The organism is Hymenobacter perfusus (assembly GCF_003944765.1).
Classification (GTDB): Bacteria; Bacteroidota; Bacteroidia; order Cytophagales; family Hymenobacteraceae; genus Hymenobacter; species Hymenobacter perfusus.
In genome coordinates this window covers 17,946-43,845 of the sequence record NZ_RWIU01000001.1, presented here as the reverse complement: position 1 = coordinate 43,845, position 25,900 = coordinate 17,946, and the positions used below count along the sequence as shown (strand labels likewise).

Genomic DNA, 25,900 nt, shown 5'->3' with positions numbered 1-25,900 from the left:
AAGAGCCCCGGTGTATAAAATACCGGGCTTTTAGGCCCGCCTGAATCCGCATCGGAGGTAGAAGCGGTATCTTTGACACAGTTCCTTTTTACCACCTTCTATGCTCGCACCCAAATTCGCAGCTTCCCGCTCCTTCCACCAGGAGTTGAAGCGCCGCACCAACGCCTACTTCGCGGACGCCGGTAAATCCACCACCGGCGGCAAAACGCTGTTTTTCAAAGCCGTGCTGCTTACGGCTGCCTTCGTGGCCGTGTACCTGCATCTCGTATTCTGGACGCCTTCAGCCTTGGTTGGTGTGGCCGAATGTGCTTTGCTGGGTCTCATTGGCGCGGCCATCGGCTTCAACGTGATGCACGACGGTGCCCACGGCTCGTTCAGCAAGAAGAAGTGGATGAACCAGTTTGCGGCCTTCACTCTCAACGTGATGGGCGGCAACTCCTACATGTGGAACGCCAAGCACAACCTCATCCACCACATGTACACCAACGTGGAAGGCGTGGACGACGACCTCGACGCCCAGCCCTGGCTGCGCCTGAGCCCCGAGCAGCCCCGCCGCAAGCTCCATCGCTTCCAGCATCTGTACTTCTGGTTTTTCTATGCTTTGCTGTTCGTGGCCTGGATTTTCTTCATGGATTACCAGAAGTATTTCAAAGGCAAAATCGGCGAAATGCCCATTAAGAAGATGACCGCCTCCGACCAGGGCGTGTTCTGGGGCTTCAAGGCGCTGCACCTCGGCCTGTTCGTGGCGCTGCCCATTTACACCGTAGGCTTCCTGGGCTGGCTGGTAGGTTTTCTGGCGTTTGCCGCCGTGGCCGGTTTCACCCTGAGCATCGTGTTCCAGCTGGCGCATACCGTGGAGCACACCAGCTTCGTGGTGCCGCACGAAACCACCCGCAAGATTGAGGACGAGTGGGCCATCCACCAGATCAAAACCACCGCCAACTTCGCAACTGATAACAAGGTCATCAGCTGGCTAGTGGGCGGCCTCAACTTCCAGGTTGAGCACCACCTGTTCCCCAACATCTCCCACGTCCACTATCCGGCCCTGAATAAAATCATCCGCCAGATGTGCCAGGAGTTCAACATCGAGTACAACGAGTACCCCAAGATGCGCTACGCCGTAGCCTCCCACGTAGCGCACTTGCGCGAGTTGGGCCGGGCGTAAATTAGAGATGTCCACATTAGTACTCAAAAAGCCGAACGGTCTACTCTAAGCTGGGTAGACCGTTCGGCTTTTTGAGTACTAGCGTTTTAGCTGTGTCACTCTACGGCGGATAAGCGGTAAAGCATTCTTTCTGAACTCTGCTAGTGCGGGTCCAGCATCTTCCCAATTAACCTTATGGATAATCGAGTCATTTTGTAGCACACTAATATTGGTGATTCTTAGGTCGCAATTCGGACCAATTAATCCCTGAGAAGATGAAACAGGGTAGCCACAATTACACAAATTGAATCCATAGAAGGTATTGGTTTTAGGATTGTAGAGGATGTATTGCTTATTGTTTCGATAGTCGAGAAAATATCCACTATCTATAAACCTCGTGTCTCCAACGACATTCACACCTCTGCGCTTAGCTTCACTACTAACAATCGGTTGTAGTATTTGATAATTCGTACGGAACGTGCTGTCATAGTATAGGCTGGTAATTCCTTCCTCAGTCAGTGCTTTGCTATGAGCTCTGACTTTTTGATAAGATCTAAATTGCTCATGGTAGGTGCTGCAACTACTAAGCAGAAAACCAATAGTATAGAATATGTATCTGAGTGCCATATATGGAGTAGCAGTAAGACGATAGATCAAGCTAGTCAAATGTAGCAAATACACTTTCGTATTCCTGCCCCAAACTCCGTATCTTTGCGGCCCCGCCAGGGTGGCGAGGCCGGCGCAAGTGCGCTGTGTATCAAACAAAAACGCGTTCCGGAGGCGGGCCCTGCGCCGGACGTGTACACGAGGGCCATTGCTAATATCATGGCAGAAGTAGTAGACAACTTCGACTGGGACAACGTGGGAGCCAGCGGCTTCGGTGGAAACTATTCCGCTGAGCAGCGCGCCGAAATGGAGCAGATGTACAGCGAAACGCTGACCACTGTTCAGGAGGAAGAAGTAATTAAAGGTACCGTTGTGGGCATCACTGACCGCGACGTAATCCTGAACATCGGCTTCAAATCCGATGGTCTGGTGCCGCTTTCCGAATTCCGCGACCTGCCCGACCTGAAGGTTGGTGACGAGGTAGAGGTATTCATCGAAGACCAGGAAGACCAGAACGGTCAACTGATCCTGTCCCGTAAGAAGGCCAAAATCAAGCAGGCTTGGAAAGCTATTTACGACGCTCTGGAGAACGATACCGTTCTGGAAGGCGTAGTGAAGCGTCGCACCAAAGGCGGTCTGATCATGGACCTGGACGGCGTAGAAGCCTTCCTGCCCGGCTCGCAAATCGACGTGAAGCCCATCCGTGACTTCGACATCTATGTGGGTCGTCGCATGGAAGTGAAAGTGGTGAAAATCAACGCCGCTTTCGACAACGTGGTAGTTTCGCACAAAGTCCTGATCGAGAAAGACCTCGAGAAGCAGCGCGAAGCCATCCTCAACAACCTGGAGAAAGGCCAGATCCTGGAGGGCGTTATCAAGAACATGACCAACTTCGGTGTGTTCATCGACCTCGGTGGCGTAGATGGTCTGCTGCACATCACGGACATCTCGTGGGGCCGCATCGCTCACCCGAGCGAAGTACTGCAGCTCGACCAGAAACTGAACATCGTAGTTCTGGACTTCGACGAAGCCAAGAAGCGTATCAGCCTCGGTCTGAAGCAGCTGACTCCTCACCCATGGGATTCGCTGCCCGCCGATATGGGCGTAGGCTCGAAGGTGAAAGGCCGCATTGTGAATGTTGCCGACTACGGCGCGTTCATGGAAATCATCCCCGGCGTAGAAGGCCTGATCCACGTTTCAGAAATGAGCTGGAGCCAGCACCTGCGTAACCCGCAGGACTTCATCAAGCAGGGCGACGTGGTAGAGGCTCAGATCCTGACCCTGGACCGCGATGACCGCAAGATGAGCCTCGGCATCAAGCAACTGAGCGAAGATCCATGGACCCGTGGCGACTTCGGCACGAAGTACGCCGTAGGTACCAACCACAACGGTCTGGTGCGCAACCTGACCAACTTCGGCCTGTTCGTTGAGCTGGAAGAAGGTGTGGACGGCCTCGTACACGTTTCGGACCTGTCGTGGACCAAGAAGATCAAGCATCCTTCGGAAGTAGTGAAGGTGGGTGACCGTCTGGACGTGGTAGTACTCGAACTCGACGTGGCTAACCGTCGTCTGGCCCTGGGCCACAAGCAGCTGGAAGAAAACCCCTGGGATACGTTCCAGACGGTATTCACCCCCGGCTCGGTCCACAAGGCTACCATCACCGATAAGAACGACCGTGGCGCGGTGCTCGAATTGCCTTATGGCATTGAAGGCTTCGCGTATCCCAAGTCGCTCTCGAAAGAGGATGGCTCGCAGGCTGAAAACGGCGAAACCCTCGACTTCCGCGTGATTGAGTTCTCGAAAGATGACCGTCGCGTAGTTCTGTCGCACTCGGCCGTGTACAATCAGCAGGCTGAAGAAGACACCCGCGCTTCGAAATTCACCAAGAAGAAGCCGGCCGCTGGTGCTGCCGCTGCTCAGGGTGAAGGCAAGCTGAGCGACCTGAAGAAAACTCAGCCGGCTGAGAAGTCGACCCTGGGCGACCTGGACGCTCTGTCGGCTCTGCGCGACAAGATGCTGGGCAACGAGCAGGGCGCTGAGTAATCAGCTAATCGCTTTTGTCTGTAAGAAGGGCCCCGACGCAAGTCGGGGCCTTTTTTGTGGTAATTTTTCCCGCACAATGCCAATGACTTACTGTACCCAGGCGGGAAAAACCAGCAGTTGGCTTGGCAGGCGTAGGATTAAGCCGTATGTTTGCATCCTCAAAGCCCTGGTGACGTGACCGAGTGGCTAGGTAGAGGTCTGCAAAACCTCCTACAGCGGTTCGAATCCGCTCGTCACCTCTTCTACAATTCCTGTTTTCAGAGTGCCAGTGCCCCGGTTGACTAGCCCCGACCGGGGTTTTTTGCGTCTAATGGGTTCGGTCTGAAAAAAGATACCAAGGCTTTCCGGCTGAGAATGATACGCCTACGAGGTGGAGAAGCTGCTAAACCAAAAATCGGTTTCCTGCGGCATAATCCCTACATTTCATTTCTGCGTAGAAGCGCGCACGCAACTATTCTTTCCACTTCTCTCCCGTATGAAGATTATTGACCTCCGCACGATGCGCGGCCCCAGCTATTGGTCCGTGAAGCATTACAAGCTGATTGTAATGAAAGTGGACCTGCAGGACCTAGCCGACGTGTGGTCGAATGCCCAACCGGTACTGGCCGAGCGGCTCCCCATGCTGCTGCCCGAGCTGGGCCAGCCCCAGCCCGCCGAGTCCGAAAAGTCGGCTCAGAAACACCCGCCCCTCACTGACGAGCAGTTGGCCGATGGTGAGCCTTTGGGCCACGTAATTCAACACGTAGCGTTGGCGCTGCAGCGGATGGCCGGTATGCCGGTGTACTGGGGCAAGTCGTATCCGGCGCACCAAGAGGGTGTGGAGTTTGTGGTGTTCAGCTACCAGGAGGAGCGAGCCGGCCGCATGGCCGCCGAGGCCGCCGTGCAACTGGTGGACGACCTGTGCCACGGCCGAGAGGTGAACGTGAAGCCGATTATCGACGAGCTGCACGAAATCCGGGAAGAGGAGTTTTTCGGGCCCAGCACCTGGAGCATCGTTTCGGAAGCAGCTTCGCGCAACATTCCCTACATCCAGCTCAAGAACAGCAGCATCATCCAGCTGGGCTACGGCGTGAACCAGAAGCGCATCTGGGCCACCACCACCAGCTACACCTCCCACGCGGGCGTGGAGGTGGCCGGCAATAAGAACCGTACTAAAGCCATGCTCAAGGACTCGGGCGTGCCCGTGCCCAACGGTACCACCGTGTACTCGGAGGACGGCCTGCGCGACGCGGTGGAGGAGCTGGGCTTTCCCATCGTGACCAAGCCGCTCGATGGTAACCACGGCAAAGGCGCCACCATCCGCATCACCAATTGGGAAGATGCGGTGGAAGGTCTGAAAGCCGCCCAGAAGTATTCCCGCGCCGTGATTGTGGAGCAATTCATTGAGGGCGACGACTACCGCATGCTGGTGGTAAACGGCAAGCTCATTGCCGCTGCCAAACGCACGCCCGCGGCCGTAAAGGGCAACGGCACCAGCACGATTCAACAGCTCATCAACGAAGTAAACACCGATTCGCGCCGGGGGGTGGGCCACGAGAAGGTGCTCACCAGCATCAAGGCCGATCAGCATACCATTGACCTGCTCAGCAAGCAGGACCTGACGCTGGACTCAGTGCTGCCGGCCGGCCAGGAGTTGTACCTGAAAAGTACCGCCAACATCAGCACCGGTGGTACTGCCACCGATGTAACCGATCTGGTACACCCTTACAATCTGCTGCTGGCTGAGCGGGTGGCCGGCATTGTGGGCCTCGACATCTGCGGGATTGATCTGCTGACGTCAGATATTGCCATTCCGCTGAACGAAACGCGCGGGGCCGTTATTGAGGTGAATGCCGCACCGGGCTTCCGGATGCACATTTCGCCCACCGAGGGGCTGCCTCGCAACGTGGCCGCGCCGGTGGTGGACATGCTGTTCCCGCAGGGCAGCACCGCCCGGATTCCGATTTTCGCGGTAACGGGGACCAACGGTAAAACCACTACCTCCCAGTTGCTGGCCCACATTGTGGCTTCTAAGGGCTATAAGGTTGGCTTCACCACTACCAATGGCATCTACATCCAGGGCGTGCAGTTGCAAAGCGGTGACTGCACCGGCGGCCAGAGCGCCGAGTTTGTACTAAAGGACCCCACCGTGAACTTCGCGGTATTGGAAACGGCCCGGGGCGGTATGCTCCGTTCGGGGCTGGGTTTCCACACCTGCGACGTAGCCATTGTGACCAACGTAGCCGCCGACCACCTGGGTATGCGCGACATCTACACGGTGGAGGAAATGGCGGCCGTGAAGGGCGTATTGCCGCGCACGGTGCGCAAGAATGGCTGGGCCGTCCTCAACGCCGACGATGACCTTGTGTACGCTATGCGCGAGAAGCTGGAGTGCCGGGTGGCACTATTCAGCATGGATGAGCACAACCCCCGCATCCGGGAACACGCCGAAAACGGCGGGCTGGCGGCCGTGTACGAGGAAGGCTACATCTCCATTTACAAAAACAGCTACAAGCTGCGTATCGACCGGGCGGCAGAATTCCCGATTACGTTTGGCGGTCGGGCCACGTTCAACATCGAAAACTCGCTGGCGGCGGCACTGGCCTGTTACTGCTACGGGTTCGACAAGGATGAAATCAAGCAGGCGTTGCGCACGTTTGTGCCGTCGGCGGCCAAAACGCCGGGCCGCATGAACTCCTACAAATTCCCGCAGTTTGAGGTGATTGTGGATTACGCCCATAATACCCACGGCATCGGCAAGTTTGCTCAGTTCCTGAACGCTACCGAAGCCACCCACAAAGTAGGCGTGATATCGGGGTTGGGTGACCGGCGCGACGAGGATACCCTAGGTTTCTCCCGCATTGCTGGCCGCATCTTCGACGAGGTTATTCTGCGCCAGGACCGGGATTTGCGCGGCAAAACCGCCGAGCAGCTTAAGGAAATCATGGAGCGCGGCCTGCGTCTGGATAACCCGGACCTGCCCATCACCTACATCGAAAACGAGATGGATGCCATTGACCACGTGCTGGCCACCGCTAAGCCCGGCTCGGTTATCGTGATGTTCACGGAGAACATCAAAGCCACCATTAAAAAACTGGACGACTTCGAATCACGGATTTAAGCGGACTACGGCGGATTGGTCGGATTTTGTAGACGATTCTGACGTACTCTCCGCAGCTGTGAACTAAAAACGAAAGCGGCTTGCCATTTAGCAAGCCGCTTTCGTTTTCGGTTGAATAGGCAATCATCTACGAAATCCGACTAATCTGCGAAGGAAGCCGCGTGAATCCGTGATTTATTTCAGCGTGAAGGTGGTTTTGCCGATCATCACGCCGCCTTCGTAAAGCTCTACCGTGTGGAGGCCGGTTTTGTAGCCGGCACCTTTGGCGTACAGGAACTGCACGGGCTGGCGGGTATTGTCGAACACCACGTCCTGCTTGGCAGTGTAGAAGGCTTCGGCGCCATCAATCATGAACGTACCGCCGCCGGTACTCAGGTTGTAGAGGGCTGCGCCATCGGGCTCAATCAGACGCATCATGATCTGCTTGGTTTCCTTCGGCGACACATCGTTGCGGCCCAGGTTGAAGGTTATCTTGATTTTCTCGACACGCTTGGCCTTGAACTCGTTGTCGTCGTCAGCCTTTTCCTTTTCGCGGCTGTTTACCACACCCACGCGAATATTCTCGGCCTGCAGGCGGGAGGCTACAGCCACTTTCTCGCTCAACTCCTGGTTGGAGCGCACTACCGTGGAAATGGTGTCCGTGAGCTTGTTCTGGCGCTCTTTCAGGGTGGTGGTTTCGGTGTAAAGCGCTTCGTTATCGGCTTTCAATTGGACAATTTCTTCATCCTTCTTGCGGAGCTGAGCTTCGAAGTTGGAGGCGCGCTGCTTGAAGCGGCGTTGCTCGGCCACGCTGAAGCTGCTGGCCCGGAAGGAGCGGAGTTTCAGCAAATCGGCATTGATCTGGGCCAGTTTGGCTTCCAGCGAATCATTGGCCAGACCCATGCCCTGTACTTCCTGGCTCTGGCGCTCAAAATCAGCCTTCAATGCCTCGTATTGCTTGATTTGCTCTTCCAGCTTGGCGTCCTTGGTTACCACATCGGCCTGGAGCTGCTCGTTCTGCTTGCTCTTCTGCTGGTTCATGTAGAACAGCACGCCGTTGATGCCCAGCAGCACCAGAATCAGGGCCACAATCAGCAGGACGCGGTTGTTGTTTTTGGGCTCGGGGCTCTGGTCTTGTTCCATTGCGAATGGGGTTAAGTGAAGCCCGGAGAGTCCGGGCGCAGGTAGTACCTTTAGGGCAAAAATAACGGAGTTCCGTACCCTGGCAAGTGCCGAAGGTACAACCCTGCCGCAATATGCTCCCATATTCGCCCCTTGACGCCACTTACTGGCAGCAACGCTACGCAAATGGCCAAACGGGCTGGGACGCGGGCCGGATAACGCCGCCCCTGCAGGAATATTTTGCCCAGCTGGGGCCGCCCGATGCCCGCCGCATCCTGATTCCGGGGGCCGGCCGCGCCTACGAAGCCGAGTATCTGCACCGCCAGGGCTGGCCCAACGTGTGGGTGGCCGACCTAGCGCCGGAACCCTTCCGCGACCTGCAGCAGCGCGTACCGGACTTCCCGGCCGGGCACCTGCTACTGGCTGATTTCTTTCAGCTGGAACCCAATCCGGCCTTCGACCTCATTGTGGAGCAGACCTTTTTCTGCGCCCTCGACCCGGCTTTGCGCCCGGCTTACGCCCGGCAGTGCGCCCACCTGCTCCGGCCCGGCGGTACACTCATGGGCCTGCTGTTCGATACTGAATTCAGCCAGCCCGGTCCGCCATTTGGGGGCTCCCGCGCTGAGTATCGGCCCTATTTCGAGCCGTACTTTACGTTCCACCACTTTGAAACCGCCACCAATTCCCTAGTTCCCCGCCAGGGGCGGGAGCTGTTTATCTGTTTGAAAAAGAAGGAGCACACGCCGTAGCTTGTGCCGTACCGGGGTTTAGTCCCATCTAATAGTTTCCTTTTCCATCTGCTTGCGTTGTTACAACCCAAGCTAAAGCGTGTGCTACATGATTGATCAACTTGCCAACGCCCTGCCGCATTTCCGTAATACCAATTCCGGTCAGTTCTTTTTGATGGCCGGCCCCTGCGTGATTGAGGGCGAGGATATGGCCCTGCGCATTGCCGAGCAGGTGCGCACCATCACCGACCGCCTGCAGATTCCGTTTATCTTCAAAGGCTCCTACCGCAAAGCCAACCGCAGCCGCCTCGATTCCTACACTGGTATCGGCGACGAGAAAGCCCTGAAAATTCTGCAGAAGGTAAGCCGGGAAATCGGCGTGCCCACCGTCACCGATATTCACGAGTCAGAAGAAGCGGCCATGGCGGCCGAGTACGTGGATGTATTGCAGATTCCGGCGTTTCTGTGCCGTCAGACCGATTTGCTGATTGCCGCCGCCAAAACCGGCAAGGTGGTGAACGTGAAGAAAGGCCAGTTCCTGAGCGGCGAGTCGATGCAGTTTGCGGTGGACAAGGTGCGCCAGTCAGGCAACCCGAACGTGATTCTGACGGACCGGGGCAACTCCTTCGGCTACTCTGATCTGGTGGTGGACTTCCGCAACCTGCCGGCTATGCGTGCGTTTGGCGTGCCCGTGGTGATGGACGTGACCCATTCGCTGCAGCAGCCCAACCAGAGCAGCGGCGTAACCGGCGGCCAACCCCAACTCATCGAAACTATTGCCAAAGCCGCCATTGCCGTTGGGGCCGACGGGCTGTTCATCGAAACCCACCCTACGCCCGCCACGGCCAAATCCGACGGGGCCAACATGCTGGCCCTGGATGGCCTGGAAGACCTGCTCCGCAAGCTCACCCGCGTGCGCGAAGCCGTGCGGTAGCAGTTGTTAGTTGTCATTGCGAGCATGTGACGCATCAAGCCAGTGTCGAAGCACCCGAAGGACAGCGTAGCTAATCCTTCCTTATCTGAGCGCGAATCCTGACCTATGCAAAAAGCCCCTGACGCCAGCACGGACGTTGGGGGCTTTCTGCTTCTCAGGGTTCAGAACACGAAAAAGGACGGATTAGCTACGCTGTCCTTCGGGTGCTTCGGCCGCCAGCCTCGTAATAACAGAAATGCTAAGCCGATAGCCGGCGGGTGCGCTCCAGCACTTTATCTACCAGATTATCGAAGCGGAGTGCAAAGTGCTGTTTGGGCTGGTTGCGGCGGAAGAACACTAGGCCGATAAAAAACAGGTCTATGGTCAGCGTCACATCGGGGTGCTGCTGAATGGCGGCCCAAGCCTGCTCCATTTCTGCCGACCAGTGAATGTCGTCCAGCACGAACACGCTGTGGTCGGTGCGGTGCTGGTTCATCTGCTCGAAATAGCGCAGGGTAGGTTCGTAGCGGTGGTTCCCATCGAAAAAGGCAAAATCGACGGGGGCGGGGAGAGCCGCCAGGGCCGGCCCCAAAGTATCATCCAGGTTGCCTTCGATAATTTCGGCGTTGCGGATGCCGGTGGCCTCGAAGGTACGGCGAGCCACGGCGGCCGTGGCGGGGCAGCCTTCGAAGGTGAGTACCCGTGCCCGGGAGTCAGCGGCGGCCAGGTAGGCGGTGGTCAGTCCCAGGGAAGTGCCCAGCTCCACGATGGTGCGGGGCTGAAAGTGGTTAACCAGTCGGAACAGCAGCTGGCCCAGTTTGGGCGGCTTGGCGGCCGTGCGGGCAATATCGCGCAGCTGCCGCACACGGCCGGCTCCGGTGTGGGAACCCGCGCCAAAGTCCCGGACTTCGATGGTCGTGGCGTCGTGCATGAGTTCAGTGCGCCGGTTTTCTACTACGTCATAGGCCGCGAAATAGCCTTGGTGGTTCACGACGTGCGTGTACAAACCAAAGACGAAGGGCGAGTGCAACCCGTGGGCATTACCGGAGCGGAGCAGGAAACGCAGGTAGCTGAAAATCTGAAAAAACAACGGCGGGAGCAGATACGAGCCGGCCAAACCAGCTCTGATCAACAAAAAAGGTATAAAGTCACTGGCGCCGACAGAGGAAAACGGAAACGCAGAAACTCATCCGAGGACCTGCAAGATACCGAACCCACAAAAAAGCCGCCCCGGCAAAAACCGGAGCGGCTGAGAAGTATCGTTCGTACTGGCAAGGCGTTAGTTCAGACGATACGGCACCACGAGCGTAAACTCAGGAATGTCAACGGTAAACTCGCTACCGTCCATCACGCGCTCCATTTGGTAGGTGCCCCGCATTTTGCCCAGTCCCGATTTCAGGTTGCATCCCGATACGTACTGGTGCGCTTCGCCGGGTTCCAAGGTAGGCTGCTGTCCTACCACGCCTTCACCCTCTACTTCCCGTACCACGCCGTTGGCATCATAGATGTACCAGTGGCGGCGCAAGAGCTTTACCGTGTACTCGCTGTTATTGCGGATATCAATTTTGTAGGCAAAGACGTAATGTTCCTGGCCTGGGCTGGAGTAGTCGGGCAGGTAGTTAGTGGTAACACTGACGGTTACGCCCTGGGTGGTGGTAGTATTCATAACGCCGGGATTTCCGAAGGAGAAAAAAGCTAACAGCCGTGTGCGGAATTTGGTTTATCTACGCAGCCGGCGCCTACAATGGTCCACCCAACTGAAAAATAATCCTCTCCCGTATGTCTGTAAAGATAGAAGAAAGCTGGCGCAAGGTACTAGCCGCCGAATTTGAAAAACCGTACTTCCAGCACCTCATTGCCTTTGTGAAAGGGGAATACGCTACTACCACCGTGTATCCGCCCGGCCCCCAGATTTTTCATGCCTTCGAGGCCTGTCCGTTCGAACAGGTGAAAGTAGTGATTCTGGGTCAGGACCCTTACCACGGAAAGGGCCAGGCCCACGGCCTGAGCTTCTCGGTAGCCGAAGGAGTGCGTACGCCGCCGTCGTTACAAAATATCTTCAAGGAGCTGCAGGCCGATTTGCCCGAGAGGCCGCCGGCCCCCAACGGCAACCTCGACCGGTGGGCCGAGCAGGGCGTGCTGCTGCTCAATGCCACGCTTACCGTGCGGGCCGCCGACCCGGGCAGTCATCAGAAGAAAGGCTGGGAGCAGTTCACCGACGCCGTTATCCAGCAGATTTCCGACCAGAAGGAGCACGTAGTATTTGTCCTGTGGGGCGCGTACGCCCAGAAAAAAGGCGAAATCATTGATGCCCGTAAGCATCTGGTGCTGAAAGCCGCTCATCCTTCGCCCTACGCCGCCGACCGGGGTTTCTTCGGCAGCCGCCCTTTCAGCCAGACTAATGCCTACCTGCAGCAGCACGGCGAGCAGCCGATTACGTGGTAACTCACGGATTTAAGCGGATTAGAACGGATTAGTCGGATTTTGTGGTCGATTACTCAGTTCAGACTGATGTTCTGAAAATGAAAAAGGCTTGCCCACTGGGCAAGCCTTTTTGCAACTATGGGCTCGTCAGAAGCCGGCTATAAAATCCGACTAATTCGTTCTAATCCGCTTAAATCCGTGAGTTAATCTACCAAGTTAAACAGGCGGTTCCAGCGGATTTTCTGGGCAAACGAGGCGTGCGGATCAACCGACAGCCAGATAAGCACGGCCTTGCCCACAATGTGGTCGGCGGGTACGAAGCCCCAGAAGCGTGAATCCAGAGAGTTGTGGCGGTTGTCGCCCATCATGAAGTAGTAGTCCTGCTTGAAGGTGTAGCTCTTCAGGGGCTGGCCGTTCTGCAGAATCTGGCCGTTGGCATCCACGCTCATGCCTTCGTTGTGCTCGTAGCGCAGAATGATTTTCTGGTACTGGGGCGAGTTCTGGGGCGTGAGCTGCACCGTCTGGCCCTCTTTCGGAATCTGGAGGGGACCGTAGTTGTCCTTGTTCCAGGTGGGGAAGGGCGGGTTGGCCAGAGGCTGGCTGTACGGCGAATCAGGGTTGTTAGGGAATACCTGCTGCCGCTCCGGCTGGTTCGGCGGCGTCTTCAGATCCACGATTCCCTTCACGTAGGGCTGCTTTTTGAAAAACTCGTAGGCTGCCTGGGTCATGTGTACCTCATAGCCCCGGCCATACTGCTCGGTATCCATCTGGTACGGAATGCCCTCGGGCGTGTCGTAGTTCACCACGCCGTATTCCTTGAAGGCAGCCGTGAGGTCGTCGTTGGCCTGGGGAACCTGCAGGAAATAGCTGCTCTGCATCTCCGGATAGTTCTTGGCGGGTTTGCCGTTGATGAACACCTGGCCCTGCTTGATTTCGAGTACGTCGCCGGCAATGGCAATGCACCGCTTGATGTAGTTGGTGCGTAGGTCGGCGGGGTGCTCGGCCTCGAAGGGCACGTTGAACACCACCACGTCGTTGTTTTTCACCTCCGAGAAGCCGGGCAGCCGGTAGCTGGGCAGCTGAATCAGGTCGGAATAGCTTTTGATGCTGCTGCCCCAGATGGTCTGGTGTGTGAGCGGCACCTGCAAGGGCGTCTGGGGCGTGCGCGGGCCGTAGTGCAGCTTGCTCACGAACAGGTAGTCGCCCACCAGCAAAGAGTGCTCCATGGAGGGCGTGGGGATGGTATAGGCCTCGAAGGTGGCCCAGCGGATGAGCGTGGCCGCCACCACCGCAAACAGAATGGCGTCGCCCCATTCCCGCACGGCGCTTTTGCGCTTTTTCGGCTCTTTGCCGGGGGGGACCGGGCCCGACGGGTTTTTCTCGAGGTATTTCTCCCAGGATTGTACTGCCATAACTAAGTCAGAAACCAAAAAAACAAACAGCCGGTCGTTACCGACTCAGCTTCAGTTTGAACGACGGAAGATGCGAAATAATGCGGGAAGTGGTTAAATGGTGAGTTGGTGATTTAGTGAGTTGTGTGTTCGGCTGACGCTGCCTGCGCAGATTGAACGTCTAACTCACCATTTCACCACTTCGCTAACTCACCACTTACAGTCCCAGCAGATCCTTCATGCCGAATACACCCTGGCGACCAGGCAGCCATTCGGCGGCCAGCAGCGCGCCCTGCACAAATCCTTCGCGGGTGTGGGCTTCGTGCTTGAGTTCAATAGAATCGGCAGGGGAGGAGTAGGTGACGATGTGGGTGCCCACTACCGCGCCCTCGCGCTCCGAGAGAATCGCCAGCTCCGAAGCCACGTCGGTGGCTTCGTTACGCCAGGTGGTTTTGGCCGGGAAGTGGCGCAGAATGCCTTCGGCGGCCGTGAGGGCCGTGCCGCTGGGCTGGTCCACCTTCTGGGTGTGGTGGATTTCCCGCACCTGCACGTCGTAGCCGCCAAACTGGTGTATTTTGGCGGCTATGTACTCATTAAAGTGGAAAAACAGATTCACGCCCACACTATAGTTAGAAGCGTAGAACAATGGCGTGTTAGTTTCCTGGCTCAGCGCCTGGGCCTCGGCGAAGTGGTGAAGCCAGCCCGTAGAGCCGCACACTACCGGAATACCCTGCCGGAGACAGGCCACCACGTTCTGAAACGCGGCGTCGGGGTGGGTGAACTCAATGGCTGCATCCACCTGGGCGGTGGTAAAGTCGGAGATGCGTACGTCGGGCCGCGAGGGGTCCACGATGCCGGCAATCTGGTGGCCGCGGGCAATAGCCTGGGCTTCGATGGCGCGGCCCATTTTGCCGTAGCCAATCAGCAGGAGCTTCATGAGGAAAAAATTCTGGTAAGCAGATTTCGGGGTGTTTCCGGCCAGCTTGGCGCTCCAGGCAGCCGAACTATCATTATTTCAGCCGCAAGGTAAGGGCCAGACCCGCGCCGGGCGCTATGGAGTGAGTAGGCAGCAGAGTTGGCTGCACCTGCAGGCTCAGGTCGTCGCTGATGTCGAAGTCGCGCAGGTGCGCGTCTACCAGCGCATCAAGCACCGTAATACCGTACACCAGCGCCGTGTAAGCAATGAATGTGTCGCGGTTGCGGCGGTAGAAAACAATGCCTCGCTGGATGTTGTCGATGCTGGTTTCCTGACTAACGTTGTCGCCATTCAGGTCGCCGAAGGCGATGCGCGGGTTGCTGTTCAGGTATTGGTCTTTGCCGTTTACATACTCTTTGTAGCGGGTTTGGTAGAAGAACAGGCCGTAGCCCACACCGCCCAGGCCACCGTACACCAGCGGCAGCTTCCACCAGCGGCGGTTGTAGATCTGGCCCGCACCGGGCAGCATCAGGGCCAGCAGCGTGGCTTTCTTGGGCCGGGTCATGCGCATACCAAACAGCCGCTCGGTCATGCGGGCCGTATCGGGGGCGGCTTTCGTAGTCACCTGCACCGAATCGGGGCCGGCCGTAACCGTTTGCGCCTGGCTGGTGAAGCCAGGCAGCAGAAGTAGGCTAGCCAAACCGCCTGCCCAACCAAAACGGACAACCAAAGACATCATTTTACAAAGTGGTTTTAGGCTGCCCCGGGGCTTTGAAAGCCATGCGGAGCTGTATCCCGGGCGTAAAGCCGGCCGTGGTGGCGGATAATAAAGTGGGCCGAAACTGCAAAGCCAGATTTTCGCTTACGTCGAAATCGTGCAAGTGTGCATCCACCAACGCATCCAGCGCAACTACGCCGTACACAATACCAGTGTAGCCGATAAAGGTGTCACGGCGGGTACGGAAGCGGCTCAAACCAACATCTACAGCCTGCTCAGTTAACTCGCGGCTGACATTTTTGCCGCTCAGATTTTGCAAACTTTGGCCTTTGCCCAGCTCCCGACTGCCGGTAACGTACTCCCTATACAGCATCTGATAGTGGTAGAGGCCATAGCCTACACCTCCCAGGCTGCCATATACTAGCGGCAGCTTCCACCACCGACGGTTATAGATCTGACCTGCACCCGGCAGCATCAGAGCCAGCACCAGTGCTTTGCGAGGACGCGTGACACGCTGGCCCAGCAGCCGCTCAGTACGCCTGGCCGAGTCGGCTGGAACCGGTTGACGCTGCGCCTGTGCCGTCATGCTCAGGCCGAGGCTTCCCAGCATAATTCCGAGCATAGCAGAAAAGCGGAAGAAGCGCATAGCGACGGAAAGAAAGAGGCGGAACGAAGTTCCGCCCTTTAATGGTATCTAGGCTGGCTGCAGAATGTGCAGGATGCGTTGCATGTCCTCCACCGAGTCGAAAGCAATTTTGATTTCGCCCTTGCCTTGCGGACCGGGCTTTACCAGAACCCGGCTGCCAAACCGCTCCGAGAGGTGACGCTCGGCGCGCTTGAGCTCGGCGGGTGGTACTACGGGCACGGCTGGCTCGGTTGGTTTCCGGTCCTCCTCGGTGGCGGCTCCGGCTCCGTTGCGTACCAGCTGCTCTACGCGGCGCACCGAAAGGTCCTCGTCCACGATGCGGCGGAACAGGCCGAGCTGCTGCTCCATGCTGTCTACATTCACCAAAGCCCGCGCGTGGCCCATGCTGATGACGTTGTCGCGCAGGCCGATCTGAATATCGGGCGGGAGCTTGAGCAGGCGCAGGTAGTTGGTTACCGTTGAGCGGTTCTTGCCCACCCGGTCGCCCAGCTCTTCCTGCTTGAGGTTACACTCACTCACCAGCCGCTGGTAGCTGAGGGCAATTTCAATGGCGTTGAGATTTTCGCGCTGAATGTTCTCAATCAGGGCCATTTCCAGCATCTGCTGGTCATCAGCCTTCCGGATGTAGGCCGGAATGGCGTCGAGGTCGGCGAGCTTGGAGGCCTGGAGGCGTCGTTCCCCCGAGATGAGCTGGTAGGCATTGGTGCCTACCTGCCGAACCGTTACGGGCTGAATGATGCCCTGCACCCGAATGCTCTCGGCCAGCTCCTGAAGGGCTGCCTGGTCAAAATGGGTGCGGGGCTGGTAGGGGTTGGCCTGAATGTGAGCCACCGGAATCAGGCCCACGGAGTTTACGGGGTGGGGTACCAGGCCCAGCCGTTCGCTCTTTTTCTCATAGCTGCCCTCAATCAGGGCGTTCAGGCCCCGGCCCAGGCCCCCAATCCGGCGCTTGGCCCCGAGAGCGGCGGCCGGAATATTCTTGTCTTCGTTTTTCTCTGACATACCTGCAGTCAGCCTTCGCCCAATAGCACGGAGCAAAAGCCGGATTCAAAAATACACAAACCCCCGGGATGCGCGGAGAATTTGTTCCACGGTCCGCAAAAATCGTGAAACACAGGGCTAAAAATAGAGTGGGTCAGCGACTTAAGTCGCTGACCCACTCTATTTTTCTTCAATTTGAAGATGACGATTTTTCAAGAAAACTGCCGTATCTGCCCAGCTATCGACTATATGACTACCAGAAACCAGCTACGCAGTGGTGTCCTCAGTAGCTTCTTCCGGCTCGTCGGCGGCCTCAATGTTCTTTTCCACGATTTCGCGGGCCAGGTTGAGGTAGCTCAGGCTGCCTTTGCTCTCGGCGTCGTGCAGAATCACCGGAATGCCGAAGCTCGGCGACTCCGACAGCTTCACGTTGCGCGGAATGATGGTATCGAACACTAGTTGCTGGAAGTGCAGCTTCACTTCTTCCACTACCTGGTTGCTCAGGCGCAGGCGCACGTCGTACATCGTGAGCAGGATGCCCTCAATCTCCAGCTCCTCGTTGAGGCGGCTCTGGATGATTTTGACCGTGTTGAGCAGTTTGCCCAGGCCTTCGAGGGCAAAGTATTCGCACTGCACCGGAATGATAACCGAGTGCGCGGCCGTGAGAGCATTCACCGTAATCAGGCCCAGAGAAGGTGAGCAGTCGATGATGATGAAGTCGTACTGGTCGGCCAGGGGCCGGAGCGCGTCCTTCATCTTCTCCTCCCGGTTAGGCAGGTTGATCATCTCCACTTCAGCGCCTACCAGGTCAATATGGGAGGGCATCAGGTCGAGGTGGGGGAGCAGGGTGGTTTGCAGGATGATATCCTGGGCGTTGATGCCGTCCACCATGCACTCGTAGATGCTGTTCTGAATGTCCTTCGGGTCGAAGCCCACGCCGGAGGTGGCGTTGGCCTGCGGATCGGCATCTACAAGCAGGGTCCGATACTCCAGCGCCGCCAGCGAGGCCGCGAGGTTGATCGAGGAGGTGGTTTTGCCCACCCCGCCCTTCTGGTTGGCTACCGCAATAATTTTGCCCATGTGGTTGAAGCTGTTAGCTACTAGCTGTTAGCCGTTAGCTCGTCTCAGATAATGCAGAAAGAAAAACTGTTGGCAGTCGGCCGACGGCTTTCTTACAAAGAAATGGTTTCGCCTACGGCCAGCAGCATCAGCTCCTTGCCGGCGGCAGTGGCTTTGGCTTTGGCTTCCTCGTGGTTGATAACCAGCGGCGGGAAGGTATCGAAGTGCATGCCAATAACCTTGCTGGCCCCGGTCCAGTCGGCGGCTACCAGCGCATCATCTACGCCCATTGTGAAATGGTCGCCGACGGGCAGGATGGCGAAGTCCAGCGTGTGTCGCTCACCGATGAGCTTCATATCGTAAGTGAGGGCCGAGTCGCCGGCGAAGTAGAAGGTTTTGCCTTCGGCTTTCACCACGAAACCGGCTGCCAGTCCGCCGTAGGAGCCATCGGGCATGGAGCTGGAGTGGGCGGCGGCCACCATCTGCACGGTGCCGAAAGGCAGCTGCACGGTACCGCCCAAGTTCATTTTGATGTCGGCTTTCAAGCCCTTGGCCTCAAACCAGGCCAGCACTTCAAACATGCCCACCAGCTCGGCGCCGGTACGCTTGCCAATTTCCTCCACGTCAGCTACATGGTCGCCGTGGCCGTGGCTGAGTAGAATGAAATCGGCTTCGATCTGGTCAACGTTTACGTCCTTGGCCAGCGGGTTGGGCCGGATGAAGGGGTCGAACAGGATTTTGCTGCCGCCGGCTTCGAGCAGGAAGCAGGAGTGGCCGTAGTAGGTCAGGTTCATAGGAGGAAGGGCTGGTAAAACGGCAATATGGCCGCAAACCCAGGATGGGATACCTTTGCAAATATACACTGTTTCGCCGTTCCCATGTCCCCGTTTTCGCGCCGTGCTGTTGGTTTTGCCCCGTTACTGCTTGGTTTGCTGGCGGCCTGCTCCGAGCCGGCGGCCACTACGGATACCCGCCGAGTGTTCCGCTACAACCAGCCCGAAAGCCTGACCTCGCTGGACCCGGCCTTCGCCCGCAACCAGGCCAACACCTGGGCCGTGACCCAGCTCTACAACGGGTTGGTGGAGCTCGACGACAGCCTCAAGCCCGGTCCTGCGCTGGCCCAGCGCTATGAAATCAGCCCCGACGGCCGCCGCTACACCTTCACGCTACGCCCCGACGTGCGCTTCCACGATGACGCCGTGTTTGCGGGCGGCCAGGGCCGGCGCGTCACGGCCCAGGACTTCGTGTACTCGTTCCGGCGGCTGCTGGACAGGGCCACGGCCAGCCCCGGCGGCTGGATTTTTCGGGGCAAGGTGCTGGAGAAAGCCAGCGGGGAACCGTCGGATACGTGCTTTGTGGCCGTGAACGACTCCACGCTGCGCATTCACCTGAAGGAGCCGTTTATTCCGTTTCTCGGGATTCTGACCATGCCTTACGCTTACGTGGTGCCGCAGGAGGCGGTGCAGAAGTGGGGCAAGGATTTCCGGGCACACCCGGTGGGCACGGGGCCGTTCCGGTTTAAGGAGTGGGACGAGGGCAACGCCATCATCTACCACCGCAACCCCACCTACTGGAAAAAAGACGCCGAAGGAAAGCAACTGCCTTATCTCGACGCCGTGCAGATCAGCTTTATTCAGGACCGCAAGACGGAGTTCCTGACCTTTATGCAGGGCAAGCTCGACTTTCTGAGCGGCATCCGGAGTGGTTCCCGTGACCTTATTATGTATCCTGATGGCGCGGTGCGGGAAGATTTCAAGGGCAAATTCCGCCTCCAGAAAGTGCCCTACCTCAACACCGAATACCTGGGCATGCAGCAGGACCTGACCAACCTGCGCGGCGACAACCTGACCACCGGCCGCGCTTTGCAGGACAAGCGCGTGCGCCAGGCTCTGAACTACGCCCTCAACAAGCCGGAGTTCCTGGCCTACTTCCTGAATAACGTGGGCAAGCCCGGCAACTCCGGCTTCATGCCGGCCTCGCTGCCCTCTTTCAGTGCCGAAAAGGTGCCCGGCTACGACTACCAGCCCGAGAAGGCCCGGCAGTTGCTGCGCGCCGCCGGTTACGGTCCCGGCAAGCCGCTACGCCTGCGCCTGAACACGGTGGCCGAGAGCAAGGAGTTCTGCGAGTACTACCAGAAAAAGTGGGCCGACGTGGGCGTGCAGGTGGAAATTGACGTGAACCAGGGCGCGGCCCATGGCGAAATGGTGGACAACGGCCGCGCTGCTTTCTTCACCCGCAGCTGGCTCGGCGACTACCCCGACGCCGAAAACTACCTGGCCCTGTTCTACAGCCCCAACTTTGCCCCGGCCGGCCCCAACAAAACCCACTTTAAAAGTGCCCGCTACGACCAGCTCTACCAGCAGGCCAAGCTGGAGCAGGATGCCGCCCGCCGCTACGCCCTCTACCAGGAAATGGACCGTCTGGTAGTAGCCGAGTGCCCCGTCATTGCCGTGTACTACGATGAAGTCGTGCGCCTCACCCAGAACAACGTGCTGGGCCTCACGCCTAACCCCATGAACCAACTGGTGCTGGAACGAGTGCGGAAGGAGTAAGAGAGCTTAGATCATAGAACAAAGAGCTTAGAATACAGCCAGTCAGGTACTGTGTTCTAAGCTCTTTGTTCTATGATTTAAGCTCTAAACTACGGGTTGGTGCTCCACATGCCAGCCTCTTTAATAAAGATGCGGCGGTTGAGTTTGAGCTGGCTGATGATGATTTCGGCAATGTCTTCGGGCTGCATTACCTTGTCGGGGTTGCCGTCGGTGAGGTTGTTGCTGACGGCCAGTTCGGTGGCCACGGTGCTGGGTGTGAGGGCCGAGACGCGGATGTTCTGCTTGCGTACCTCCTGCATCAAAGACTCGGTGAAGCCGAGCAAACCGAACTTCGAGGCGCTGTACGCGCTGGTGGTGGCGGCTCCGCGCTGGCCGGCCGTGCTGGCCACGTTGATGATGTCGCCGGTCTGGCGCTCTAGCATCTGGGGTAATACGGCGCGCGTCACGTAGTAGGCCCCCAGCAGATTCACCCGGATGATGTTTTCCCACTCCTCGGGGTCCATATCCACCACTTTGGCGAAGGTGCCGATGCCGGCGTTGTTGATGAGGATATCGATGGTGCCGAGCTGGCCGAGGGCCTGCGCTACGGCCGTATCCACGGCGGCGCGGTCGGCTACGCTGGCGGCTACTACCACGGCCTGGCCGCCCAGGGCCTCAATTTCGCGGGCTACCTCTTGCAGCTGGGTTTCGGTGCGGGCCAACAGGGCCACGCGCACGCCTTCTTTGGCCAGAGCCAAGGCTACGGCCCGGCCGATGCCTTTACCGGCACCCGTCACCAGGGCCGTTTTGCCAGTCAGATTTTCCATGAGTTGGATTGAGTTGAATAGGAGAGAGGGTATAACTGTATTGCGGCCGAAAGGTTGATACTGTCATTTCGAGCGAAGCTAGAAATGACAGTAGCGCGCAAAACCTGCTTATCTTTCTCGCCCGTACTTCTTTCCTGCTTCCTATGAAGAAAATTGCCCTTACCGGTCTGCTGGCCGGGGCGCTGCTAGCTGGCTGCAACCAACAGAAACCTGCTGCCGAAACCGGTGCGGCCACTGAAACCACGCTGGCTGACATGAAGGACCTGCCCACGCTGTTCGACGCCTACTGGGAGGAAAATGCTAAGCTGTTTCCGCTGGAGGCCACCAGCCAGGGCGACAACCGCTACAATGACCAACTGCCCAACGACGGTACTAAGGCCTTCCGCCAGCAGCTCCGGAGCTTCTACCAGAAATACCTCGACGGCCTGCACAAATTCAACCGCGAGGAGCTGTCGGCCAACGATAAAATCAGCTACGACATCTTCGAGTACGACGTCCAGAACAAGCTGGAAGGCCTCAAGCTGAATACCTGGATGATTCCGTTCCAGCAGTTCTGGGGCCTGCCGATTTCGATGGGCCAGTACGGCTCCGGCGAAGGCGTGCAGCCCTTCAAAACGGCCCAGGACTACGACAACTGGCTGGGCCGCGTCAAGGGCTTTTCAGTGTGGGCCGATACGGCCATCAGCAACTTCCGCCAGGGTATGAAGGCTGGCGTGGTGCTGCCCAAGGCGCTGGTAGTGAAAATGATTCCGCAGATGCGGGCCATGGAAACCACCGACGCCACCCAGAGCCTGTTCTACGGCCCCATCAACAAGCTGCCCGCCGATATGCCGGCCGCTGAGAAGCAGCGCATTACGGCGGCCTACCAGAAGGCCATTGCGGAGGAGCTGGTGCCCACCTACAAAAAACTCGGCGACTTTCTGGAGCGGGAATACCTGCCCAAATCCCGACCCAGCACCGGCATTGCGGCCATTCCCGGCGGGGCCGACATCTACAAATACTACGTGAAAACGTGGACGACTACCGACAAAACGCCGGAGGAAATCTACCAGACCGGCCTGAAGGAGGTGGCCCGCATCCGGGGTGAAATGGAGAAAGTGAAAACCCAGGTGGGCTTCAAGGGCGACCTGCCGGCCTTCTTCGCTTCCCTGAAAACTGACCCCAAGCTGATGCCCTACAAAACGCCCGAGCAGGTGCTGGGCGCGTTCCGGGCCATTCAGGCCAAAATGCAGCCCAACCTGAAAAAGATGTTCGGCCGCACGCCCAAAACGCCGTTCGAAATCCGTCAGACGGAGGCGTTCCGCGCGGCCTCGGCCTCGGCCGAGTACAACCAGGGCAGCCCCGACGGCTCCCGCCCCGGCATCTTCTACATCCCGATTCTGGATGCCACCACCTTCAACGTGACGTCGGGTATGGAGTCGTTGTTTCTGCACGAGGCCATTCCGGGCCACCACTACCAGATTTCCCTGCAACAGGAAAACACCGAGCTGCCCAAATTCCGGCGTTTTGCCTGGTACGGGGCCATGGGTGAAGGCTGGGCCCTCTACACCGAAAGCCTGGGCAAGGAGCTGGGCCTTTACACCGACCCCTACCAGTACATGGGCGCCCTCGGCGACGAGATGCACCGCGCCGTGCGCCTGGTGGTCGACGTGGCCATGCACTCCAAAAACATGACCCGCGAGCAGGCCATCCAGTACATGCTGGCCAACGAAGCCATCAGTGAGGAAGGCGCCACCGCCGAAATTGAGCGGTACATGGCCATTCCGGGCCAGGCCCTGAGCTACAAAATCGGGGCGTTGCAGATCCGGGAGCTGCGCCGCCGCTACGAGCAGCAGCTAGGCGCGCATTCCGATAAGCTGCGCGAGAAGTACGCCGGCCAGAACCGCAGCCACTTTAGCATCAGCGCCTTTCACGACGAGCTGCTGAAGGATGGCGTGATGCCGCTGGCCGTGCTGGAACGCAAAATGGATAACTGGGCCCGCAATCCGCAGTAAGGCCTTATTGGTGCAGTGTTAGCCATAGAATAGAACGTCATGCTGAGCTTGTCGAAGCATCTCGCGTGCTGATGTCGGAATAACATTGCAACGTCAGCGCGCGAGATACTTCGGCAAGCTCAGCATGACGTTCTTATGCCCAGATAGAAACCATTCCCAGCCACACAATTCCGTCTAAAGAGGCCCGTAACTGACCGTTACGGGCCTTTTTTGCGGGTGTACCTGACCAAGTTGCAGCTGCGGCCGTTAAAGGCATCATTCACCCCGAACCTCTAATTATCCCGACCTAAGATGAGCAAACACCAATGGCAAACCCTGGGCCTGGGCACTCTGGCCGGCTTCCGCAGCATGACGGCCCCGGCCTTGCTCAGTAGTAACCTGCTCACGTACCGGCCCCACGCGCTGGCCGGCTCGCCGCTGCGCTACCTGCAAAAACCCCTGGTGGCGCACGGCCTCAAGCTGCTGGCTGCCGGCGAAATGACGGCCGATAAAATGCCCCAGATGCCTGACCGCATCACCCCTACGGCCCTGCTGGGCCGGGCCGGCGCCGGGGCGCTGGTAGGCGCCACGCTCTACAAAATCAACCACGACAGCCAGTGGCGCGGGGCGCTGCTGGGCGGCGTGGCCGCCATTGCGGGCTCCTACCTGAGCTTCTTCCTGCGCAAGAAAGCCACCGAAGGCTCCGGCCTGCCCGGGGGCCTGGTGGGCGGCCTGGAAGACCTGCTCACGGTAGGCTCGGGCCTGGCCCTGACCAAAGGCAGCCACGCCGGCGAGCCAGAGTCGCGCCGTTGGGCTTTGTAAGCAACACCTCAACAGACAACGAACACAAAAAGCCCCCGCAGCGAAGCTGCGGGGGCTTTTTTTCTCTCTTGAAAGTGCTCCGGCTACTCCTCGCGGGTGGTGCTGCGTGCTTCGGGCGAGCTTTCGGGCATGGTGCTGGTGGGGGAGTTGGGGTTGCCGGGAGCGGCGTCCAGGGCCGCATCGGGCGAGGTTTTCTGGTCGGCGGCCGAGCCTTTACCCATCGGGGTGTTCACCTCCTGCTGGCTGCTGATGCTGTCGAGGTCGGTTTCGGTGGCGCGGGCTTTGGGGGCTTCGGAGAAATCCTGGCTGGCTTGCGGGTCTTTGCCGGGCGTCTTGTTGTAGTCGCAGGCCGAGAGCGTGGCTAGGGTGCCGGCCAGCAGCAACGGAAGAATACGTTTCATGGGAAGAAAGAAAGGGAGGAAAGAATACGGGTTCTGAAAAGTGGAGGAATCCTGCCGGGGGCGGCCTAGTGGCCCGGACCAGGGCCGGGGGCGGCCGCCGGTTGGGTGGCACTCTGCACTGCTTGTTGCTGCATAGCGCCGGTCGTGCCGGTGGTGTCGGCCGTGGCGGGGCCGGCGGCTTAGCGCTCCTCGGCCGGACGGGCGTTTTCGCAGCTGGCCAGCGCCAGGCCCGCCAGTAGCAGCAGGGGTTTCAGGGAATGGAACATAAACAGGAATACGCTGATGAAAAGCTTCTGCTGGGCAAACGTGCGGGGCGGGGCTGCGGTTGCGCGCCTATCTTTGGCCCATGTCCATTCCTGCCCTGATGAACTGGAGCGGCGGTAAAGATTCGGCCCTGGCCCTCTACCACGCCCTGCGCAACCCCGCTTTGCACGTTACCGATCTGCTCACCAGCGTAAATGCCCACTACGGCCGCGTATCCATGCACGGCGTGCGGGTGGCGCTGCTGGAGGAGCAGGCTCGCCGCATCGGACTGCCCCTCACGAAGCTGGAGCTCCCCGAAATGCCTGATATGGCCGACTACGAAGCCCGGATGCGGGCCACCCTGGCTCCCTTGCAGGCAAAAGGCATTCAGCGGGCCATCTTCGGGGATATTTACCTGGAGGATTTGCGCCGCTACCGTGAGCAGCAGCTGGCCGGCATCGGGTTGGCGGCGGAGTTTCCGCTCTGGCAACGGCCCAATGCCGATTTGCTGCGCGAGTACCTGGCGCTGGGCTTCCGGGCCGTGGTGGTGTGCGTGAACGAGAAGTATCTCGACCAGAGCTTCTGCGGCCGGGAACTGGATGCCGACTTCCTGCGCGACCTGCCGCCCGGCGTGGACAGCTGCGGTGAAAACGGCGAGTACCACAGCTTCGTGTTCGACGCGCCCTATTTCAGCAGCCCCATTCCATTTGAGCGGGGCGAAATCGTGCGGCGCACCTACGCCGCCCCGGCCAGCAGCAGCGTGTGCGCCCCCGATGATGAAACCGACGCCTCGCCCGCGCCCTTCGATACCGGCTTCTGGTACTGCGACCTGCTGCCCGTGGAACCGGCCGCTGGCTGAGCCGCTGAAACCTTTGGCGCGGTTTGGCAGTCCCTATACCATTCCCAACCCGCCCCTTATGACCGACGCGTCGGCTATCATCCTCTTCGACGGCGTGTGCAACCTGTGCAACGGGTTCGTGCAGTTCGTCATCCGCCACGATGCCGCCGGCCGGTTCCGGTTCGCGGCGTTGCAGTCGGCCGCCGGGCAGGCGCTGCTGCGGCAGCACCAACTGCCCACGCCCGCTGAGCCCGACTCGGTGGTGCTGCTGACGAACGGGCAGGCGTACACGCACTCGGCGGCGGCGCTGGGTATTCTGCACGGGCTGGGTGGCGGCTGGCGGTGGCTGGCGCGGTTAGGCTGGGTATTTCCCCGGCCGCTGCGTGATGCGGTGTACCGGCTCATTGCCCGTTACCGCTACCGGTGGTTTGGCCGGCAGGATGCTTGCTGGCTGCCCACGCCCGAGCTGCGCGCCCGGTTTCTGTAGTCCATTCT

At 58.7% G+C, this 25,900-nt stretch carries 23 protein-coding genes and 1 tRNA gene; 12 read left to right on the top strand and 12 right to left on the bottom strand.

Annotation, left to right across the window (positions count from 1 at the left end; genetic code table 11):
• Positions 1-100: 100 nt before the first annotated feature.
• The 4 genes from EI293_RS00205 (at position 101) to cphA (ending at position 6,893) form a co-directional block, all read left to right on the top strand.
• Positions 101-1,165: a fatty acid desaturase family protein gene (locus EI293_RS00205; protein WP_125434570.1), complete on the top strand. Its 1,065-nt coding sequence runs from the start codon at positions 101-103 to the stop codon at positions 1,163-1,165.
• Positions 1,166-1,969: 804 nt separating this feature from the next.
• Entirely contained in the window at positions 1,970-3,793 is a 1,824-nt protein-coding gene (rpsA, locus tag EI293_RS00200) for a 30S ribosomal protein S1 (RefSeq protein WP_125434568.1), read from the top strand.
• Positions 3,794-3,961: 168 nt separating this feature from the next.
• Positions 3,962-4,032 (top strand) — tRNA-Cys (locus EI293_RS00195).
• A gap of 236 nt (positions 4,033-4,268) precedes the next feature.
• Positions 4,269-6,893 (top strand): cyanophycin synthetase, encoded by a 2,625-nt coding sequence (gene cphA / locus EI293_RS00190; RefSeq protein ID WP_125434566.1) that lies wholly within the window; start codon positions 4,269-4,271, stop codon positions 6,891-6,893.
• A gap of 174 nt (positions 6,894-7,067) precedes the next feature.
• Here cphA and EI293_RS00185 read toward each other — a convergent pair whose 3' ends face one another.
• Positions 7,068-8,015 (bottom strand): hypothetical protein, encoded by a 948-nt coding sequence (locus EI293_RS00185; protein ID WP_125434564.1) that lies wholly within the window; start codon positions 8,013-8,015, stop codon positions 7,068-7,070.
• Between the two features lie 113 nt (positions 8,016-8,128).
• Here EI293_RS00185 and EI293_RS00180 point away from each other — a divergent pair, with 113 nt between their 5' ends.
• Both EI293_RS00180 and kdsA read left to right on the top strand, forming a co-directional pair.
• Entirely contained in the window at positions 8,129-8,743 is a 615-nt protein-coding gene (locus tag EI293_RS00180) for a methyltransferase domain-containing protein (RefSeq protein ID WP_125434562.1), read from the top strand.
• 88 nt (positions 8,744-8,831) lie between these two features.
• Complete coding sequence (gene kdsA, locus EI293_RS00175; RefSeq protein WP_125434560.1) at positions 8,832-9,656, top strand: 3-deoxy-8-phosphooctulonate synthase; 825 nt, start codon at positions 8,832-8,834, stop codon at positions 9,654-9,656.
• Between the two features lie 238 nt (positions 9,657-9,894).
• On the opposite strand, the gene EI293_RS00170 is transcribed toward kdsA, so the two are convergent.
• Both EI293_RS00170 and apaG read right to left on the bottom strand, forming a co-directional pair.
• Positions 9,895-10,725, bottom strand: a complete 831-nt coding sequence (locus EI293_RS00170; protein WP_125434559.1) for an O-methyltransferase — start codon at positions 10,723-10,725, stop codon at positions 9,895-9,897.
• A gap of 189 nt (positions 10,726-10,914) precedes the next feature.
• Positions 10,915-11,301, bottom strand: a complete 387-nt coding sequence (gene apaG / locus EI293_RS00165) for a Co2+/Mg2+ efflux protein ApaG (protein WP_125434557.1) — start codon at positions 11,299-11,301, stop codon at positions 10,915-10,917.
• Positions 11,302-11,414: 113 nt separating this feature from the next.
• On the opposite strand from apaG, the gene ung reads away from it, so the two are divergent.
• Positions 11,415-12,080, top strand: a complete 666-nt coding sequence (gene ung, locus EI293_RS00160) for a uracil-DNA glycosylase (RefSeq protein ID WP_125434555.1) — start codon at positions 11,415-11,417, stop codon at positions 12,078-12,080.
• A 182-nt stretch (positions 12,081-12,262) separates the two neighbouring features.
• Here the strand turns inward: ung and lepB are convergent, their stop codons facing one another.
• From lepB to EI293_RS00125, 7 genes are all read right to left on the bottom strand, one after another.
• Complete coding sequence (gene lepB, locus EI293_RS00155; protein ID WP_125434553.1) at positions 12,263-13,471, bottom strand: signal peptidase I; 1,209 nt, start codon at positions 13,469-13,471, stop codon at positions 12,263-12,265.
• A gap of 196 nt (positions 13,472-13,667) precedes the next feature.
• Complete coding sequence (dapB, locus tag EI293_RS00150; protein WP_125434551.1) at positions 13,668-14,387, bottom strand: 4-hydroxy-tetrahydrodipicolinate reductase; 720 nt, start codon at positions 14,385-14,387, stop codon at positions 13,668-13,670.
• Between the two features lie 73 nt (positions 14,388-14,460).
• Entirely contained in the window at positions 14,461-15,066 is a 606-nt protein-coding gene (locus tag EI293_RS00145; RefSeq protein ID WP_125434549.1) for a DUF5683 domain-containing protein, read from the bottom strand.
• A 40-nt stretch (positions 15,067-15,106) separates the two neighbouring features.
• On the bottom strand, positions 15,107-15,730 hold the full coding sequence (locus EI293_RS00140; protein WP_125434547.1) for a DUF5683 domain-containing protein: 624 nt from the start codon (positions 15,728-15,730) through the stop codon (positions 15,107-15,109).
• 48 nt (positions 15,731-15,778) lie between these two features.
• Positions 15,779-16,732, bottom strand: a complete 954-nt coding sequence (locus EI293_RS00135) for a ParB/RepB/Spo0J family partition protein (RefSeq protein WP_125434545.1) — start codon at positions 16,730-16,732, stop codon at positions 15,779-15,781.
• 246 nt (positions 16,733-16,978) lie between these two features.
• Positions 16,979-17,791, bottom strand: a complete 813-nt coding sequence (locus EI293_RS00130) for a ParA family protein (RefSeq protein ID WP_125434543.1) — start codon at positions 17,789-17,791, stop codon at positions 16,979-16,981.
• Between the two features lie 92 nt (positions 17,792-17,883).
• The gene (locus EI293_RS00125) at positions 17,884-18,564 is read right to left on the bottom strand and encodes a metal-dependent hydrolase (RefSeq protein WP_125434541.1); all 681 of its coding nucleotides are present in this window, start codon (positions 18,562-18,564) and stop codon (positions 17,884-17,886) included.
• Between the two features lie 84 nt (positions 18,565-18,648).
• On the opposite strand from EI293_RS00125, the gene EI293_RS00120 reads away from it, so the two are divergent.
• A complete protein-coding gene (locus EI293_RS00120) occupies positions 18,649-20,322 on the top strand; it encodes an ABC transporter substrate-binding protein (protein WP_246010489.1) in 1,674 nt (557 codons plus the stop codon).
• Positions 20,323-20,411: 89 nt separating this feature from the next.
• Here EI293_RS00120 and EI293_RS00115 read toward each other — a convergent pair whose 3' ends face one another.
• Positions 20,412-21,128, bottom strand: coding sequence for a 3-ketoacyl-ACP reductase (locus tag EI293_RS00115; protein ID WP_125434537.1), 717 nt, complete (start codon positions 21,126-21,128; stop codon positions 20,412-20,414).
• Between the two features lie 143 nt (positions 21,129-21,271).
• Between EI293_RS00115 and EI293_RS00110 the strand changes: the two genes are divergently transcribed.
• Both EI293_RS00110 and EI293_RS00105 read left to right on the top strand, forming a co-directional pair.
• The gene (locus EI293_RS00110) at positions 21,272-23,122 is read left to right on the top strand and encodes a DUF885 domain-containing protein (protein WP_125434535.1); all 1,851 of its coding nucleotides are present in this window, start codon (positions 21,272-21,274) and stop codon (positions 23,120-23,122) included.
• A 291-nt stretch (positions 23,123-23,413) separates the two neighbouring features.
• Entirely contained in the window at positions 23,414-23,923 is a 510-nt protein-coding gene (locus EI293_RS00105; RefSeq protein ID WP_125434533.1) for a DUF4126 family protein, read from the top strand.
• A gap of 83 nt (positions 23,924-24,006) precedes the next feature.
• Here the strand turns inward: EI293_RS00105 and EI293_RS00100 are convergent, their stop codons facing one another.
• Positions 24,007-24,324 carry a hypothetical protein gene (locus tag EI293_RS00100; RefSeq protein ID WP_125434531.1) on the bottom strand — a complete coding sequence of 106 codons (318 nt, stop codon included), beginning with the start codon at positions 24,322-24,324 and terminating at the stop codon, positions 24,007-24,009.
• Between the two features lie 346 nt (positions 24,325-24,670).
• On the opposite strand from EI293_RS00100, the gene EI293_RS00095 reads away from it, so the two are divergent.
• Both EI293_RS00095 and EI293_RS00090 read left to right on the top strand, forming a co-directional pair.
• Positions 24,671-25,426, top strand: a complete 756-nt coding sequence (locus EI293_RS00095; RefSeq protein WP_170170183.1) for a Dph6-related ATP pyrophosphatase — start codon at positions 24,671-24,673, stop codon at positions 25,424-25,426.
• A gap of 58 nt (positions 25,427-25,484) precedes the next feature.
• Positions 25,485-25,892, top strand: a complete 408-nt coding sequence (locus EI293_RS00090; RefSeq protein WP_125434529.1) for a thiol-disulfide oxidoreductase DCC family protein — start codon at positions 25,485-25,487, stop codon at positions 25,890-25,892.
• Positions 25,893-25,900: the final 8 nt, after the last annotated feature.